The organism is Vibrio sp. CJQ_6 (assembly GCF_043106745.1).
In the GTDB taxonomy this organism is placed as follows: Bacteria; Pseudomonadota; Gammaproteobacteria; order Enterobacterales; family Vibrionaceae; genus Vibrio; species Vibrio furnissii.
On sequence record NZ_JBICMV010000028.1, the window covers coordinates 1 to 16491 of the forward strand.

General features: G+C 50.1%; 16 protein-coding genes. 11 read left to right on the top strand and 5 right to left on the bottom strand.

The features are described from left to right. Window positions 1-122 precede the first annotated feature (122 nt). The gene (locus ACF8PK_RS14785) at window positions 123-1121 is read left to right on the top strand and encodes a tetratricopeptide repeat protein (protein WP_392442035.1); all 999 of its coding nucleotides are present in this window, start codon (window positions 123-125) and stop codon (window positions 1119-1121) included. 99 nt (window positions 1122-1220) lie between these two features. Next, window positions 1221-1607: an MAPEG family protein gene (locus ACF8PK_RS14790; RefSeq protein WP_392442038.1), complete on the top strand. Its 387-nt coding sequence runs from the start codon at window positions 1221-1223 to the stop codon at window positions 1605-1607. On the opposite strand, the gene ACF8PK_RS14795 is transcribed toward ACF8PK_RS14790, so the two are convergent. Next, window positions 1608-2246 (bottom strand): START domain-containing protein, encoded by a 639-nt coding sequence (locus tag ACF8PK_RS14795; protein WP_392442041.1) that lies wholly within the window; start codon window positions 2244-2246, stop codon window positions 1608-1610. 177 nt (window positions 2247-2423) lie between these two features. Continuing rightward, entirely contained in the window at window positions 2424-3380 is a 957-nt protein-coding gene (locus ACF8PK_RS14800) for an AEC family transporter (RefSeq protein ID WP_004727359.1), read from the bottom strand. 126 nt (window positions 3381-3506) lie between these two features. Between ACF8PK_RS14800 and ACF8PK_RS14805 the strand changes: the two genes are divergently transcribed. The 3 genes from ACF8PK_RS14805 to ACF8PK_RS14815 all read left to right on the top strand — a co-directional run bounded on the left by ACF8PK_RS14805 (window position 3507) and on the right by ACF8PK_RS14815 (window position 6646). Then, the gene (locus ACF8PK_RS14805; RefSeq protein ID WP_004727358.1) at window positions 3507-4100 is read left to right on the top strand and encodes a TetR/AcrR family transcriptional regulator; all 594 of its coding nucleotides are present in this window, start codon (window positions 3507-3509) and stop codon (window positions 4098-4100) included. A gap of 102 nt (window positions 4101-4202) precedes the next feature. Beyond that, entirely contained in the window at window positions 4203-5060 is an 858-nt protein-coding gene (locus ACF8PK_RS14810; protein WP_014257888.1) for an alpha/beta hydrolase, read from the top strand. Between the two features lie 197 nt (window positions 5061-5257). Next, the gene (locus ACF8PK_RS14815) at window positions 5258-6646 is read left to right on the top strand and encodes a DASS family sodium-coupled anion symporter (protein ID WP_004727356.1); all 1389 of its coding nucleotides are present in this window, start codon (window positions 5258-5260) and stop codon (window positions 6644-6646) included. 28 nt (window positions 6647-6674) lie between these two features. Here ACF8PK_RS14815 and ACF8PK_RS14820 read toward each other — a convergent pair whose 3' ends face one another. Further along, entirely contained in the window at window positions 6675-7223 is a 549-nt protein-coding gene (locus tag ACF8PK_RS14820) for a GNAT family N-acetyltransferase (protein ID WP_014257890.1), read from the bottom strand. 232 nt (window positions 7224-7455) lie between these two features. Here ACF8PK_RS14820 and ACF8PK_RS14825 point away from each other — a divergent pair, with 232 nt between their 5' ends. Then, entirely contained in the window at window positions 7456-8733 is a 1278-nt protein-coding gene (locus ACF8PK_RS14825) for an HD-GYP domain-containing protein (RefSeq protein WP_041943285.1), read from the top strand. A gap of 52 nt (window positions 8734-8785) precedes the next feature. Here the strand turns inward: ACF8PK_RS14825 and ACF8PK_RS14830 are convergent, their stop codons facing one another. Together ACF8PK_RS14830 and ACF8PK_RS14835 are read right to left on the bottom strand one after the other, a co-directional pair. Next, on the bottom strand, window positions 8786-9406 hold the full coding sequence (locus ACF8PK_RS14830) for a DUF2057 family protein (RefSeq protein ID WP_055464892.1): 621 nt from the start codon (window positions 9404-9406) through the stop codon (window positions 8786-8788). A 306-nt stretch (window positions 9407-9712) separates the two neighbouring features. Beyond that, window positions 9713-9838: a hypothetical protein gene (locus ACF8PK_RS14835; protein WP_275138623.1), complete on the bottom strand. Its 126-nt coding sequence runs from the start codon at window positions 9836-9838 to the stop codon at window positions 9713-9715. A gap of 15 nt (window positions 9839-9853) precedes the next feature. On the opposite strand from ACF8PK_RS14835, the gene ACF8PK_RS14840 reads away from it, so the two are divergent. The 5 genes from ACF8PK_RS14840 (at window position 9854) to ACF8PK_RS14860 (ending at window position 16330) form a co-directional block, all read left to right on the top strand. Next, the gene (locus ACF8PK_RS14840; protein ID WP_004727351.1) at window positions 9854-11251 is read left to right on the top strand and encodes a tryptophanase; all 1398 of its coding nucleotides are present in this window, start codon (window positions 9854-9856) and stop codon (window positions 11249-11251) included. Window positions 11252-11568: 317 nt separating this feature from the next. Next, complete coding sequence (locus ACF8PK_RS14845) at window positions 11569-14109, top strand: glycosyl hydrolase family 18 protein (protein ID WP_392442048.1); 2541 nt, start codon at window positions 11569-11571, stop codon at window positions 14107-14109. A 135-nt stretch (window positions 14110-14244) separates the two neighbouring features. Next, complete coding sequence (locus ACF8PK_RS14850; RefSeq protein WP_004727349.1) at window positions 14245-14616, top strand: GntR family transcriptional regulator; 372 nt, start codon at window positions 14245-14247, stop codon at window positions 14614-14616. Then, window positions 14613-15476, top strand: coding sequence for an ABC transporter ATP-binding protein (locus tag ACF8PK_RS14855; protein WP_392442050.1), 864 nt, complete (start codon window positions 14613-14615; stop codon window positions 15474-15476). The genes ACF8PK_RS14850 and ACF8PK_RS14855 overlap by 4 nt, the downstream gene beginning before the upstream one ends. Further along, window positions 15476-16330 carry a hypothetical protein gene (locus ACF8PK_RS14860; RefSeq protein WP_004727347.1) on the top strand — a complete coding sequence of 285 codons (855 nt, stop codon included), beginning with the start codon at window positions 15476-15478 and terminating at the stop codon, window positions 16328-16330. Before ACF8PK_RS14855 ends, ACF8PK_RS14860 begins: the two co-directional genes overlap by 1 nt. Window positions 16331-16491: the final 161 nt, after the last annotated feature.

A 16491-nucleotide genomic window follows, 5' to 3' on the forward strand; every position in this document is an offset into this window, starting at 1 on the left:
TCTGAGCGCCGTGCCCGTTTAAACACTGAGTACACAGTGCTACGTGCCAGTGACTCGATGCAGCTTGAATACCTGAAAACCAAGGGCTATCGACTTGTTAACTGGTTACCAGAGAAATAAACATGAAAAAAATTATCGTTATCTGCTTAATGTTGTTACATAGCACCGTTTGGGCGATGGAATCTGTTGAGCAGGGTATTCGCCTGTTTAATCAAAAAGAGTATCAACAAGCGCAGCAAATTTTTCAGCAGCAATCGGATGCTGGCAGTGCTTATGCAACATTTTGGTTAGGGGTGACCCAGTACAAAAACCGCCAGCACTTTGAGGCAGGACAAACCTTTTTAAAAGCGGCGGAAATGGGCGACCCATGGGCGATGAATGTTCTGGGTGATAAATATATTTATGCTAACAACCCTTGTAGGTTCCTTGGTTGGCCCTGTGATGACAAATGGAACGATAAGGCGTTTCGTGTTTGGAAGAAACAAGCCGATGAAGGTAATGGCAATGCTATTCTTGCTTTAAGAATTACACAGTATTATTTCTGGGAACTGATCCCGTTTTATCGTTCTTATAATTCAGAGAAGATTTATTTTGATGCTTTTCAGAAGGGGAGTAATCATGCCATTTTAAAAATGGGTGGTTGGATAAGTGATGACAAATATACGTATTACTTAAAATTAGCCGCCAACCAAGGTTATGCACCAGCAATGGAAACACTTTATTATCGTATGGATACCATTGGTTATGATGAAGCTATGAGATGGATTAATAAAGCGATCGAATTGGGGTATGCCGAAGCAGCGAGAACTTTGCTCCTTACATACACGCTAGGTGAAAAAGATCGTGATGGTAATATAACCATTCACTCAGACCCTAAAAAAGCCTACTACTATAGTCGGCTTACCGAGGCGTTAGGTGGGCCTAAGCAAGATAATAGCCTTATTTTATACAGGAATATTATCAAGGATGGTCTACCCGTTTCTGATGAAAATGGTGATCCGGTGTTTGAAATTCTCGTTACTGAGCAAGAACAAGCGGAAATGGATAAACAAGTGGCTGAATTTGTAAAAGACATTAAGCCTAATCTATTTTTGGATGAAACCTCGATTGATTTGTTCTAATGCTTAAGCGCCCTTGCTTGAGTTCGGGGATTAGGGCGCTTTTTTCTTTCTTCTCTTTTCATCTACACTTATCTCCTTAATTGAGACTAAGGAAATCTTATGGTTACAGCATTGTATGCCGTCATTTTGGCTGGGTTATTGATAGGGTTGGCGGTGCAGGTGATCAAGCAGCGTCGGCGCCATCAGGTGAAGTATATGGATGGGGGAGTGAATGCATTGACTTTGGCGCGCAGTGCGCAGGGCAATGCGGCAGAGTATATTCCGATCACGTTAATTTTGATGGGCTTCGCAGAGTTCAACGGCACGAATGTATGGTGGCTGCATGCGACGGGAATTGCTTTCATTCTCGGTCGTTTGCTGCATGCCAAAGCGATCTTAAACGATCAACTTAAAGGCCGCATAACCGGAATGAAACTGACTTTCAGCGTCATGATTATACTGATTGTACTGAATCTGATTTATCTGCCGTACGGCAAACTGTTCTAATCACTCCTTTACATGAGGGTGCAGTTTATTCTGATAATCAGGCAACTGCGCTCTCAATCCTTCAAAAGTATTGAAAGCACTCGACACAGAGAGCTTGTTCGCCAGCCAATTGGGTAACATGCCGCCCGGATCGGCAAAGGCGGTATAGTCGATATGCGTCATCCCATTGGTCAGCTTTTCTAGTGTCCAGGTGGCTTTAACTGCCTTGATTCGCACAAAACCTTCCTGCTCAGGATACTGATCTGACGCATCCTTAATGGTCAGTACCAACGCGCCTGCAAACTGCTTGAACTGCGAATAAGTCACCATATCTCTGTCTCTGGCTGGCCAAGGGGCCGCAAAGCGTGTGTAGACGATATTTTCGTTGTCCGATATCTGTTTGAGGACTCGGCTGGAGTCCACATGATCAATCCAGTTCGGAACATTACTGCTGTCTTCCAGAAGTGTCATGAAGGCTGCGTATGTGGTGGGTACCAACATCTGCGCGCGAATTTCGACCAAGCCGTCACGATGTTTTCGGATTTGAATGGTGATGCCGTTGTCGCTTTTTGCCATATGCCACGCGATCGGGGGCGCGTCGTCTGCCCAAGAAAGTATTGGAAGTATCCACAAAGCGGTGCTGAGCCAACGTGCCAACATAAGGTTCCTTGTTTCACAAAAGAGTCGCGATTTCAGGCGGTTCGTTCTATCTCTGACGTTAAGCGTAGCGGGCGAAATGACCATCAGGCAAATGTCGCGTGCGTGAGCGGTGCGATCTCGTCGGTTTGGTGTTCCGCCCAACGTCCGTGCGTTGAACGGGTAACAACCGTTTCGCGGTTAGATGAGCTGCAAGCTAGAGAGAATGAAAATGCCCAGCGTGCATGAGAGCAAAGAGAATACGGTGGTGAGCGCGATGATGTTGGCGGCCAATGTGGCGTTGCCGCCCATAGCGCGCGCCATCACATAGCTGGCTGCTGCGGTGGGCGATGCGCTCATCAGGAAAATCAAGCCCAAATCAATCCCGCGGAAGCCATAGAGTAAGGCTGCCCCGGTGATCATGATGGGGGATAACACCAGCTTGAATGCCGTGGAAAACCATGCTGAACTTTTATCATCTTTGAGAGAGCGCATGTCCAACGAGCCGCCAGTACACAACAGGGCCAAAGGCAGTGTCATATTGGCAAAGTAGTGCCCAGCCTGCGTGACGATATCGGGGATAGGCACGGCGAGAAAATAACACACCACACCGAGCAGAATCGAGATGATCAACGGGTTCTTGGTCAATGTTTTGAGAATCAGTGCGCTGGCCTTGGGGCCTGTGGTTTCACCTTTCGGTGTCAGTGCAATGACGGCTTGAATGTTATACAGCACGGTTGTCGCTGCAACGTAAATTGCGGCCAACGCCACCCCGGCATCGGAGTACGTGTTCGCAACATACGCCAGGCCGATGATGGCGGTATTGGCTCGAAATCCGCCTTGAATGATCACCCCTTGATCGCGCGGGTCGCGAAACGCGCGTTTGGTCATGATGGTGGTAAAGAGGAAGAACGAAAAGTTGGCCACTAACCCAAAGATGATCAGCGCTGCGCTGGAGGAGAAGTCGTGATGAGAGCCGACAATACTGAGGAACAGCATGGCGGGCAGCGTGACTTGAAATACCATACGGGACGCAACTTCAATGAAGTTTTCGTTGATCAGGTTCATGCGTTTAAACACAACCCCCAAAACCAGCATGAGACAAATCGGGCCGGTAATCGACGCGGAAAACTGCAGTTGCTCTATTATCCCTTCCATATCAATCCTTTGAATGTGGTCGCAATTTCATCATTCTTTCACAGATTGAGGAGCGCGAGAAATCAAATTTGCAAAATAGAACGAACGTGCTAAAAATAGAGTGTCTTGTAATTACGGCGATCAATAATGAGTAAAGGTCGAATCACTCGAGAGAATATATTGCTCACAGCGTTTGAGCTGGCAAGCGCCAATGGTTTGGAAAGTTTGACCATCGGTGAGCTGGCTAAGCAGTGTGGTATGTCTAAAAGTGGGTTGTTCGCGCACTTCAATTCCAAAGAGAACCTGCAAATCGCGGTGTTGGAATTTGCGAATCAAACCTTTATCCACCGAGTGATCGTGCCGGCTCGTGAACTGGGTGATGGCGACATCGAACGCAAACTGCGCCGAATTTTGGACAACTGGTTGGGCTGGAACCAATCGTTTCAAGGCAGTTGTATGTTTTTAGATGCGTGGAAAGAAGCGGCGTACACCGATTGTGCCATTCAACAAACCTTAAAAGCGGCGATTTCGAGCTGGATTCACTATTTGCAGATTCAAATCAGCAAAGGCGTTGAGCAAGGGCAGTTTGTCGCAAGCCTGAATGCTCAGCAAGCGAGTTATGAATTGTATGGGCTCTATCTGAGTGCGCATCTGTTTTATTCAATCTATGGGCAAGAGCAAAGTGACCAGCATTTTTGGCAGGGCGTCGATGCGCTGCTGGCGCGCTGGAAAAAGGCCTAAAGCATTTGGCTCACGCGTTTCTATTTAATGAGTGAGCCTGAACACAAAAATTTTTATTAATAAAAAGCACGAACGTTCGTTTTTGTGCTGAAGGATAACACCATGAGTGAGAAGATTTATTTCAATACGTCTGGCAAATTCAGTCTGCGTCGCAGCCTCGTGAATTGGACCACCCGCCTGCACCATACGGTGGCGCCAGCCCATGCGCGTAAAACGGCGCGCAAATTGTTGCTCACACCCGCTCGTATGACGGCAAAGAACGAAGTGCCGCAAGGCATGATCAAAAGCCAGGTAGATTCTGTGGAAGGTAAATTAACCACCTATCGCTTGGGCGAAGGGCCAGTGTGGTTGCTGACTCATGGCTGGTCGGGGGCATCGAGCCAGTTCTTTCCGTTGATGGAGCACATCGCAGCGCAAGGTTATACCGCGCTGGCTTACGACCATCCCGCACATGGTGAGAGTGAAGGGGCATTTGGTCACGTTCCGGCGTTTGTGCGTGGTTTGGAGGCGATTCTTGACAGTGAACCGGCGTTCATCGGGTTGATCGGCCATAGCATGGGGAACGTCACTGCGCTGGAATGCCGCCATGCCAAGTTGGCAGACTGCCCGATGATGCTCATCGCGCCAGTACTCGATTACTTGGACAATTTGTTTGGCACAGTGGCTCGCTCTGGTTATTCGATGCGTCTGTTTGAAGAAGTGGTTAACGAAGTTCAAGATGAGTACCGTTATCCCATCCATTCCATTCAGCCGTATCAAAGCCTGACGTTACGTCGTACACCAACCATCATTGTTCATGATGAAAAGGATCGCTTTGCGCGTTATGCCGAATCACACAAGGCAGCCGAGGAAATTGCAAACGTCACCTTGATTACGACTAAAAATCAAGGACATGGAAGAATTATGAAAGGAAATGAAGTGAAATCTGCTTTTGAACAAATTGTTAAATTCATTGACTAGGTAAATTGTTTGAATTGAAACACGTGTTTTCCTGATTTGTTAAATTTTGTGGGGTTGAGATTTCTATTTATTTCAATGTGTTAAATTGTAAGTGATAGTTTTGATAGGCTTAACAATTTCGCAATAATTATTATCTCCTTTGTTTGATTCTATGTGATGATCAGGATGCCGATTGGCCTCCATAAGGAAGAATAATAATGAATCGAAACGATAGTGTCCCTTTACCCCACAATACCCGAGAATGGTTTCTTAACCGCAATAGCCTCATCATCCTGGCGGATGTGGTGCTATTTTTTATCTTATTTAAGACGCTGCCATTTGAACCGAATGTTGTCCTCGGTATCAGTATGTTGGCGTTTATCGCTGTCCTTTGGTTGACCGAAGCACTGCACGTCACCGTCACCGCCATTTTGGTGCCAATCATGGCCGTGTTGTTTGGTGTTTTCGATACGCAGGCTGCGCTCAACAACTTTGCCAATTCCGTGATTTTCCTCTTCTTAGGTGGTTTTGCGCTCGCTGCTGCGATGCACCGTCAGGGGTTGGATAAAGTCATCGCCGACAAAGTGTTGATTATGGCGCGTGGCAAAATGAGTGTGGCCGTGTTTATGCTGTTTGGTGTCACGGCGGTGCTGTCCATGTGGATCAGTAATACCGCCACCGCTGCGATGATGTTGCCACTGGTACTTGGTGTGCTGAGCAAAGTGGATGACGATCGTGGCCACAGCACCTATGTTTTCGTGCTACTCGGTATTGCATACAGTGCCAGTATTGGTGGGATTGCCACCGTGGTTGGTAGCCCGCCCAATGCGATTGCGGCCGCTGAAGTTGGCTTGTCGTTTACCGATTGGATGGCGTTTGGTCTACCCACGACGCTGGTGATGTTGCCGATGGCCATTGTGGTGCTTTATCTGCTGTTGAAACCAGACTTGAGTGGTCACTTTGAATTGAATCACCAAGCGGTGGATTGGGATAAAGGTAAAGTGGTTACGCTGGCCATTTTCGCACTGACTGTTTTCCTGTGGATCTTCAGTAAGCCAGTGAACGCCATGCTGGGCGGCTTCAAGAGCTTTGATACCGTGATTGCGTTGGGAGCGATTGTTCTGGTGAGCTTTGCGCGTGTCGTGCATTGGAAAGACATCGAGAAAACGGCCGACTGGGGTGTATTGCTGCTGTTTGGCGGTGGTATCTGTTTAAGTAACGTGCTGAAACAAACCGGTACCAGCGTATTCCTCGCCAATGAACTGAGTGCGATGATTGCCGACATGAACTTGCTGTTCATCGTTTTGGTGATTGCGGCGTTTGTGGTGTTCTTGACTGAATTTGCCAGTAACACGGCGAGTGCTGCGCTGCTCATCCCTGTGTTTGCCAGTGTGGCTGAAGCGTTTGGTATTTCGCCCATCTTGCTGTCGGTCTTGATTGCCGTTGCCGCTTCGTGTGCCTTTATGTTGCCTGTTGCAACACCACCGAACGCGATTGTGTTCGCCACGGGTCACATTAAGCAAAGCGAGATGATGCGAGTGGGGATGTTCTTGAATATTGCGTGTATCGCCTTGTTGTCGATGATTGCAATGTTCTTCTGGCAATAACGGAAAGCGGAGCTTAGCTCCGCTTTTTTTATGGATGTTGATTGGCGTGGGCGCGCGTTAGGCCATAGACAATATGGTCTACGACGCGCCCATTGAGGTCTTCCGCTCGCGTGATGAGGCCTTCCTGAACAAACCCCAAGCGCTTGGCCACGGCTTGACTCGGCAGGTTGCCACTGGCCGCCGCCAATTCTACTTTTTCCAACTGATACTGATGGAATGCCACCTCGATCAACTTGGCTACCGCACGTGTGGCAATGCCTTTCCCTTGATGAGGTTGTGATAACCAATAGCCGATTCTGGCTTTGCCCAAATCGCGATTAATATCCTGCAAGCTGCAGTTGCCAACCAATTCACCCCGATAGAACATCGCACACACCAACACTTTGCCATCGGCATAATCGTGCAGCATATTCTGTGCAAACAATTCAAAATCTTGCTGGCTTCGGCAATGGGGCGGCCAGGCCAACCATTGCGACAGGTACGCACGCTGATCCGCCACGATTTGCGCATAAAGCGGGGCAAAGGATTCTTCAATCATCGCCAGCTGGAGTTCATCATCCACGTTGAGAGTAAACATTCTAACCACCTGATTTTGTATGTTATTTGTTCTTTATTGTGAGGTGTACCGTAACACTTTTCTCGCGGGGACGGTAAGTTATTCGTACCTCATATCAAGATGAAACTTGTGGCACATAGAATTCGTCACAGATTCCACAAAAACCTTAAGAATTGTCAGGACTAAGTAGTCCGTTTGTATTAGTCTCGAACCACATGATTATTCATCAATCGTTTAGTGTCAGTTAGCCAATATGGAATTGCATACGGAAGAAGTCAGTGTTGACTTACGCAAGGTGTTATTGGGCATTGCTCAAGCATTGGATGCGGTCGGGTTTGACGAACCTCATCATAGCCACCGAGTCGGGTACATGGCTTATCGGTGCGCTAAATTAATGGGCTGGGATGAAGAACAGGCTCAGCTCGCGTTTTCGACCGGCTTGGTGCACGACTGTGGATCCACGCAGTCGTCGGCATCGATGCCGCTGTTTTTTCCCTTTCAACCTGGCAGCTTTGCTCGCCACTGTGAAAAAGGGTACAACCTACTGAGCGAATGTGCGCCGCTGTCGTGTTTTGCCACGCCGGTGTTGTATCACCACACGCCGTGGAGCGAGTTGCAGCACCTGCCGATTGCCGATACGGACAAAGAATTGGCAACCCTCATTTATCTGGTCAACCGCGTGGATCACTTGTATCGCCAGCAGACCAAAGATAAATATGGCAACCTCAGCGCAGCAGCGAAACAGTCCATCGCACACCAGTTACAGCAGCATTCGGGCAGTGTGTTTGAAGCCAATATGGTCCAGCACATGACGGAGCTGGTGGACAACGATGACTTTTGGTTTGCCATGCATCCTCATTACATTGAAGCGCAAATGCTCAACCTTGATGTGGTGCCTTTTTTCTCAAGTAACTTGGGGCTTGAGCAAACCATCGCGATCGCGGAATTGTTTGCCAAAGTGGTCGACGCCAAAAGTACCTTTACCTTTCAGCATTCACTCAAAGTGGCACAGCTCTCTAAGTATCTGGCCAAGCAATTAGCCTATTCGCCCAAAATGCAAAATATGTTGTATTTGGCGGGGTTGGTGCATGACATTGGGAAACTGCGCACGCCGGATGTGGTGCTGCATAAACCGGGAAAACTCACTGCGGAAGAGTACACGTGCATTAAACGTCATGCGACGGACACGCGCTTTATTTTGCAGGGGATTATTACCTCGCCGAGAATCTGCGAATGGGCATCCAATCACCATGAACGGCTGGACGGTTCGGGGTATCCGCTGGGCAAGACGACCTTGGATCTGGACCGGCCTAGTCGAATTATCGCCGTGTCTGATGTGTTTCAGGCGCTAACCCAGTCTCGTCCGTATCGAGATGGTATTTCGCTGGAAAAAGCGTTGAGCATTGTGGAATCGTTGGTGGATGCCAATCAGTTGGATCGCGAGATCTTTACCTGTCTCAAGCAGCACGCCGAATGCTGTTATCAGATTTCGAGTGATGATGACGCGTTGGCGCAGTCTCAAGTGATTTAATAAAAAATGGGCGCCCTTTGGACGCCCGTTTTGCTCATTCGATAAGCAGTACTTATTTCTGATTCACGTACGCTTTAAAGCGAGCTTGCGTTTGTGGATCGGCTTTGTTGTACCAGAAATGCAGCATTTCTTCGGCAGTGGTGTCGCCCGCAGAGCCTTCTTTGCTTGGTTTGATAAAGGCGGTGGCGATTGCGGCTGGTCCGCCTTGCAGGTTGTACTCAAACGTTTCTTGTTTGTAGTCACGGCCAATCTGCATGCCTTGTTTGATCAGGCGATCTTGCTCAAGGCCCACGGCATTGCCTTGTTGATCACGCAGTGCCCATTCCATCGCTTTGATGTTGTTTTGCGCGTCATCCGCATTGCGGTATTGCGGCATGTCGAAGTCTAATGTTTTGTCGGTGGCGGTGAATTTGGCGATCACGACGTCACTTTCGACACCGATGCGGTCATTCCCTTGCGTGAAGTATGGGTTGTAGCGGAATACGATTTGTTGCTGGCCATCGTCCATTTCAACGCTTTTAGTGGATGAGAAAATGCTGCCTGAAGATTGAGGTTTGGCGCCATTGACCACCAAAAGGTCGATGGAATCTGGAATGTTCAATGTTACTTTTGCGGCAGCTGAAGCACTAAAAACAATAGCCAAAAGACATGATAAAGATTTGATTGTATTCATTAGTTTTATCCTTTTAACCGCTTTCGCGTAATGACCTGTGAGGGTGCCGATTGTCGCTATGAATTGCAAGTTTTCCCCCGCACGGATGGATGAATTTCATCAAAATTTAACAACTCAGGCAATCACGCATACCGCGTAAGATGTGAGCGCGCTGGCAAAGTGTGTATTTTAAGCACGTCAATATCCCGCCCGCTGCACTATAGTGATGACATCACTCACCAACCAGAAGATAACGCGATGGACTTCAATGCAAAGCACGACATCAAGTTAGTGTTGTCGTGTTGGTATAACCTCGATTTCGGCTTGTCACTGCTCAGCAAAACCGCTTCTCACGCTTAACGCCTTGGCCTGATTCAGGCCGCCCTGTGCCGCTTGTGGCATACCCATCCATGAATTAAACGCTGCCACATCCTGCGGGTTTGGGCGGCGCATGAAGGACCGTTAAGTATGAAACGCATTCCAGAACCGTTCCGCATTAAAATGGTGGAACCGATTAAAATGACCACCTTTTCTGATCGTCAGCAGGCGTTAAAAGAGGCTGGATACAACCCATTTTTGCTGCGCAGCGACGATGTCTATATCGACCTGCTCACCGACTCCGGCACCGGCGCCATGAGCGACAACCAATGGGCCGGCTTGATGCTCGGTGATGAATCCTATGCTGGCAGTCGCAACTACTACAACTTGTGTGCGGCGGTGGAGCACTTCTTTGGTTACTCACTGACGGTGCCTGCGCACCAAGGCCGCGGCGCCGAGCAAATTCTGTTTCCTGCATTAATTGAACGTATGCGCCAAGTGCGCGGCGGCACCACGCCGGTGTTTATTTCCAACTACCACTTTGACACCACCGCCGGTCATATCGAACTCAATGGCGGCACCGCGGTCAACGTGGTGACTCAAGAAGCATTTGATACCACCACGCCGTATGACTGGAAAGGCAATTTCGACCTCGACAAGTTGCAAACCACCATCGATCACTACGGTGCCCAGAATATTTGCGCCATCATCACCACGGTCACCTGTAACAGCTCGGGTGGGCAGCCCGTGTCGATGGCGAACATGCGTGCCGTGTATGAGATAGCCAGCCGTCATGACATTCCGGTGGTGATCGACTCGGCGCGCTATTGTGAAAATGCCTATTTCATTAAACAGCGTGAGGCCGGTTACGCCGATGCCACGATTTTGGACATCATCCGTGAGATGTATCAGTACGGCGACATGCTCACCATGTCGGCCAAGAAAGATCCAATGGTCAATATTGGTGGCCTGTGCTGTATTCGCGATCACGAAGAGCTGTTTCAAGCGGTGCGCACACGTTGTGTGCCGATGGAGGGGTTTGTGACCTATGGCGGCATGGCCGGGCGTGACATGGAAGCGCTGGCTCGTGGCTTGTACGAAGCGGCTAACGAAGACTTCTTGCACTATCGCATCAGTCAGGTGGCCTATTTGGGCGAGCGCCTGCGTGAGGCTGGGATTCCGATTCAATACCCAACTGGCGGGCACGCGGTGTTTGTGGATGCGGCGAAGATCTTGCCTCACATTCCCGCCGATCAGTTTCCGGCACAAGTGCTGTGCAACGAGCTCTATCTCGAAGCAGGCATTCGTGCGGTCGAAATCGGTTCGCTGTTATTAGGGCGCGATCCGCAAACGGGTGTGCAAAAGGCGGCAGAGCTGGAGTTGATGCGCCTGACCATTCCCCGTCGCGTCTACACCAACGATCACATGGATTATATTGCTGACGCGATCATTGCACTGGCCAAGCGCGCGTCGTGCTTTAAAGGGCTTGAATTTACCTATGAACCGCCGGTATTACGCCATTTTACGGCGAAGTTTCGTCCACTCTAACTGAGTTGTTGTTCACTAAGGCCCTCTTTTCAGAGGGCTTTTCTGTTTTAGCCATCATTTCGAATCTTTATTAGTGCAAAAAAATAAATTTGCCTCATTCGCTGTGTCAAAATTCTGAATTTCTGGCACAGAGTAGAATTTAGCGTGCAATCGCGTGCGTTTTCGCTACGAATTGCTCGTTGTGACTCGAAAAGCGTTTTAATTTTTTTTCAAAAAAATAAAGTCTCCCAAATACTGAAGCCGATGTTCTTCAATGTGTGACTGAAGAGCAGCCAACTCATGTTGAGTACAATCTGCAAGGAATGAGAGAAATAGATATGAATCGTATTACTCTGTGCGCCGCAAGTATTGCACTGGCTCTGTCTGGATCGGCCTTAGCGGCTCCGGCGGCACCAAGTATTGATGTCTACGGGTCGAACAATCTGCAATTTTCGAAAATTGAACTCGCGATGGAAACCACCGCGGGCTACAACCAGATGGTGACATACCACGACGAAGCGCCCATCAGCATTACGTTTAACCAGTGGAGTGGTGAAACGGGCAACACCTATAAGATTTATTTCGATGGCGAAGAAGTGGCGTCTGGCCCCATTTCAGGCAGCCAAACGACCGCCAGTTTCACCTACAGCAAAGGCGGCCTGTACCAGTTGGAAGTGGCCGCGTGTGATGACAGCGGTTGCAGCACCAGCGCGCCCGTTGAATTGACCATTGCCGATACCGACGGGGCGCATCTCAAGCCGCTGACCATGAACGTGGATCCCAACAACAAAACTTACACCACCGATGCCAATACCGTGGTCGGGACGTATTTTGTTGAATGGGGCATTTATGGCCGCAACTACACCGTGGATAACATTCCAGCACAAAACTTAACGCACATTCTGTATGGATTTATCCCGATTTGTGGGCCGAACGAGTCGGTGAAATCGGTCGGCGGTAACAGCTACAACGCGCTGATGACGGCATGTCAGGGCGTGCCCGATTACGAAGTGGTCATCCACGACCCTTGGGCGGCATATCAGAAAAGTTTCGCTCAGGCTGGTCATGAATACAGCTCTCCGATCAAGGGCAACTACGCCATGATGATGGCGCTGAAGCAGCGTTATCCTGATCTGAAAATCATTCCTTCGGTCGGCGGTTGGACGCTCTCTGATCCCTTCTTCGATTTCACCACCAAAGCCAATCGTGACACGTTTGTGGCTTCGGTCAAACGCTTCCTGACCACATGGAAATTCTTTGATGGGGTGGACATCGACTGGGAATTTCCGGGCGGTGATGGCGCGGCGCCTGATCTGGGCGATCCAGTCAATGACGGCCCAGCGTACGTTGCCTTGATGCAAGAACTGCGCACCATGTTGGATGGGCTGGAAGCCGAAACCGGCCGCACTTATGAACTGACATCAGCGATTGGCGTCGGTTACGACAAGATTGAAGACGTGAACTACGCCGATGCGGTGCAGTACATGGATTACATCTTTGCCATGACTTACGATTTCTACGGCGGCTGGAACAACGTACTCGGTCACCAAACCGCACTGAACTGCGGCACGTTCATGCGCCCAGGCCAATGTGATGGAACGGGTGTGGATGAAAATGGCGAAGCATACAAAGGCCCGGCGTACACCGCTGACCGTGGGATTCAGCTTCTGCTGGCCCAAGGCGTGCCAGCCAACAAACTGGTTCTGGGGACGGCGATGTATGGCCGTGGCTGGGATGGTGTGATGCCGTCCAGCTTGAGCGATCCGACCGACCCGATGACCGGTGTGGGCAATGGCAAACTCACCGGGTCAACCGCGCAAGGCGTGTGGGAAGCGGGTGTGATTGACTACAAAGGCATCAAAGCCAACATGTTGGGCGCGGATAACACCGGCATCAATGGGTTTGAATATGGCTACGATGCGCAAGCAGAAGCACCTTGGGTGTGGAATCGCACGTCGGGTCAGTTGATTACCTTTGATGATGACCGCTCTGTGAAAGCCAAAGGTGCGTATGCACGTAGCCTAGGTTTGGCGGGTCTGTTCTCGTGGGAAATCGATGCCGACAACGGTGATATTCTCAATGCGATGCATGAAGGCTTGGCGGACGGCGGCACACCGCCAGCAAACCGCGCGCCAACAGCCAATGCGGGTGTGGCTCAAACGGTGACAGGCCCTGCGAGTGTGACGCTGGATGGTAGCGCATCAGCCGATAGCGATGGCACAATCGCCAGCTACCTGTGGGAACAAACCGGCGGTGATGCGGTGACGCTGAGCAACGCAAGCGCAGTTCAGGCAAGCTTTACAGCGCCGGAAGTGACCAGTGAACAGAGCTTCACCTTCAAGCTCACCGTGACGGATGACGATGGCGCCAGCGCTTCGGCAACGACGACTGTAACCGTGAAACCGGTTGGCGGCGCTGAAAATACTGCGCCAGTGGCCGTCGTGAACGCGCCAGCACAGGTTAATGCTGGGGAGACGGTGGTCGTGGATGCGTCGGCATCCAGCGATGCGGATCTGGATACGCTGACCTTTAGCTGGACGGTGCCTGCTGGAATCGAGGCGGCGATCAATGGCAGCCAAGTGACGTTTATCGCGCCGGAGTACACCCAAGATACCACGTTGAGTTTCTCGGTGACGGTCAGCGATGGTCAGGCGAGTGCGTCCGCAACGACGGATGTGGTGGTGTTGAAAACATCCAGCGGCGGTGAAACGTGTGACAACTTGTGGGATGCCAGTGCCGTGTACGTGGGTGGCAACCAAGTCACATGGTCGGGCAGTGTGTGGGAAGCCAAATGGTGGACACAAGGTGACGATCCAACGCAATCGGGTGAGTGGGGTGTGTGGAAATTGATCGGGGACGCAGACTGCGCAACGAATTGATTTTAATCCCGTGATTGAAATGAAAGGCTCTGCTTCGGCAGAGCCTTTTTCATGGGGAGTGAAAAAGCATGTTGCCAAAAACGGTATTCGCGTTTAGTGTTATATACATGTATAACACCATATCGGTAATGCACAGTGACAGAATGGCAGGATAACCAACCGATTTTTCGCCAGTTGGCGGACAAGATCACCGAGCAGATTTTGCAGGGCATCTGGCCCGAAGGTGAAGCACTTCCATCCGTGCGAACCGTTTCCGCCGATCTGAAAATTAATCACCTGACGGTGATGAAAGGCTATCAGTTACTGGTGGATGAAGGGCTGGTGGAAAAGCGCCGCGGCCAAGGCATGTTCGTGGCCAGTGGCGCACTCAGCCAACTGAGAACGCAGCAGCGACAGCAGTTTTTAGAACAGCAAATTCCACAGATTGCGGCGACGCTGGCACAACTGGACATGTCGCTGGACGATTTTATGCAACAGTTAAAACAACACATTGAGGATGCAGCATGAGGCCGTATGTTGAAGTAAAACAGGTGTCGAAACAGTATTCGGCTTCGCATGGAGAAACGGCGCTACATCCGGTTAGCTTTACCCTAGCGCCGGGACAGGTGTTGGGGTTGCTTGGCCATAACGGCGCGGGCAAGTCGACGTTAATCAAAGCGCTGCTGGGCGCGCACCATTATCAGGGTGAAATTCATATTTTAGGGCGCAATCCCATCCAGCAACGTGCTCAAGTCATGGAACATTTGGCCTACATTTCGGACGTCAATGTGCTGCCGGAGTGGATGACGGTGCAGCAACTGCTCAAGTACACCTCGGGTGTGCATCCAAGCTTTTCGCTGGGCAAAGCGCAGTCGGTACTGGCCAAAACGGACATTCACTTACACAGTAAAATCAAAGCGTTGTCGAAAGGCATGAAGGTGCAATTGCATCTGGCATTGGTGATTGCCACGGACACCAAAGTGCTGATTCTGGATGAGCCCACATTAGGGCTTGATCTCATCTATCGCGACACGTTTTATCGTCATCTGTTGGAATGGTTTCACGATGGCGAACGCGCGCTGATTATCGCCAGCCATGAAGTGTCGGAAATCGAACACCTGCTGACCGATGTGTTGATTCTTAAGCAAGGCCGCGTGGTGTTGCAAGCGCGCATGGACGAGGTTGAGCAAGGTTACTTTGTGTTGGATGCGCCGACGTCTCTGACGGAGCAAATTGATGCGCTGCAGCCTCTGTCTGCTCAGGCGGGCTTGGGGACGACGCAGTGGCTGTTGAAAGCGCAGCATCGTGAGGCGGTGGAAGGTTTGGGGCGTATTTACAGTGTAAAACTGGCAGAGCTGTTTTTGGCACTGCAGAAGGAGAACGCATAATGCATGCATCCGTCTACATGTTAGAAAAAGAGTGGATCGAACACAAAGTGGTCACTCGAATTCCGTTGTTTGTGCTGGCGTGCATGCTGGTGCTGTTTATCGGTTTGTTGAGCAATGGCAATCTGCAGAGCAACCTCTCGTTTGAGATGAGTTACAGTGGTTTTGAACCGTTGGATCTGCAATTTGTTGATCAATTCAGCTCGTTCATGATTGTGGTGGCTGGCGCGCTGTCGATTCTACTCAGCACGCTCTACATCCCCAAAACGCTGCGCAAAGAACGTCAGGAAGGCAGTTCTATGTTCTGGCGCAGCATGCCGGTCAGCAACCTCAAAACGCACGGCGTTAAACTGGCGTTTGGTTTGCTGGTGATCCCGGTGGTGTGCTCCGTTTTAGTCATCGCGTCCGATGTGATGTTTTGGTTGGTGAACATGGTCACGGATGATGCGATTCCGCTGCTGTTTCATCAACGTTCACTGTTGTTTGCGGTGACGCACTGGTTGAGCTACCTCGGTCAAATGCTGCTGGTGGCTGTGGCGTTGCTGCCGTTGGCGTGCATCACGCTGCTGCTGTCTCAATTGGTGAATTCACCCATTCTGGTGATGTTCATTGGCGTGTATGCATTGAAGTGGTTGAGCTTGGGCTTATTTGGCACTGAAGTGGTGGGAGATTTCTTTCACCAAGTGTTGGGGTTACCGCTCAATATCTTAATGGATGCGAATCTGTCTGAGGTGATGACGCAAATCAGCACCGTCAATGCGCTGATTTACATCGTACTGGGCGTCGTCAGCTTTATGCTGAGCCTGAAATGCTACCAGACGGACGACGTCTCGTGGCGCACCCTGTTGCAGCGCTAGTCAGGACTCGAACAGAAAGGAGGCGATGGCCTCCTTTTTTGTGCCTGAGATATCGTCGTCACATTCGCGTGCTTCACATTTTATGCAACGCCTAGCGTACTCAGAATGGACAAAAATGGAATCAATACGACACTTGTGACAAGGCATGGCGATAAAAAGTG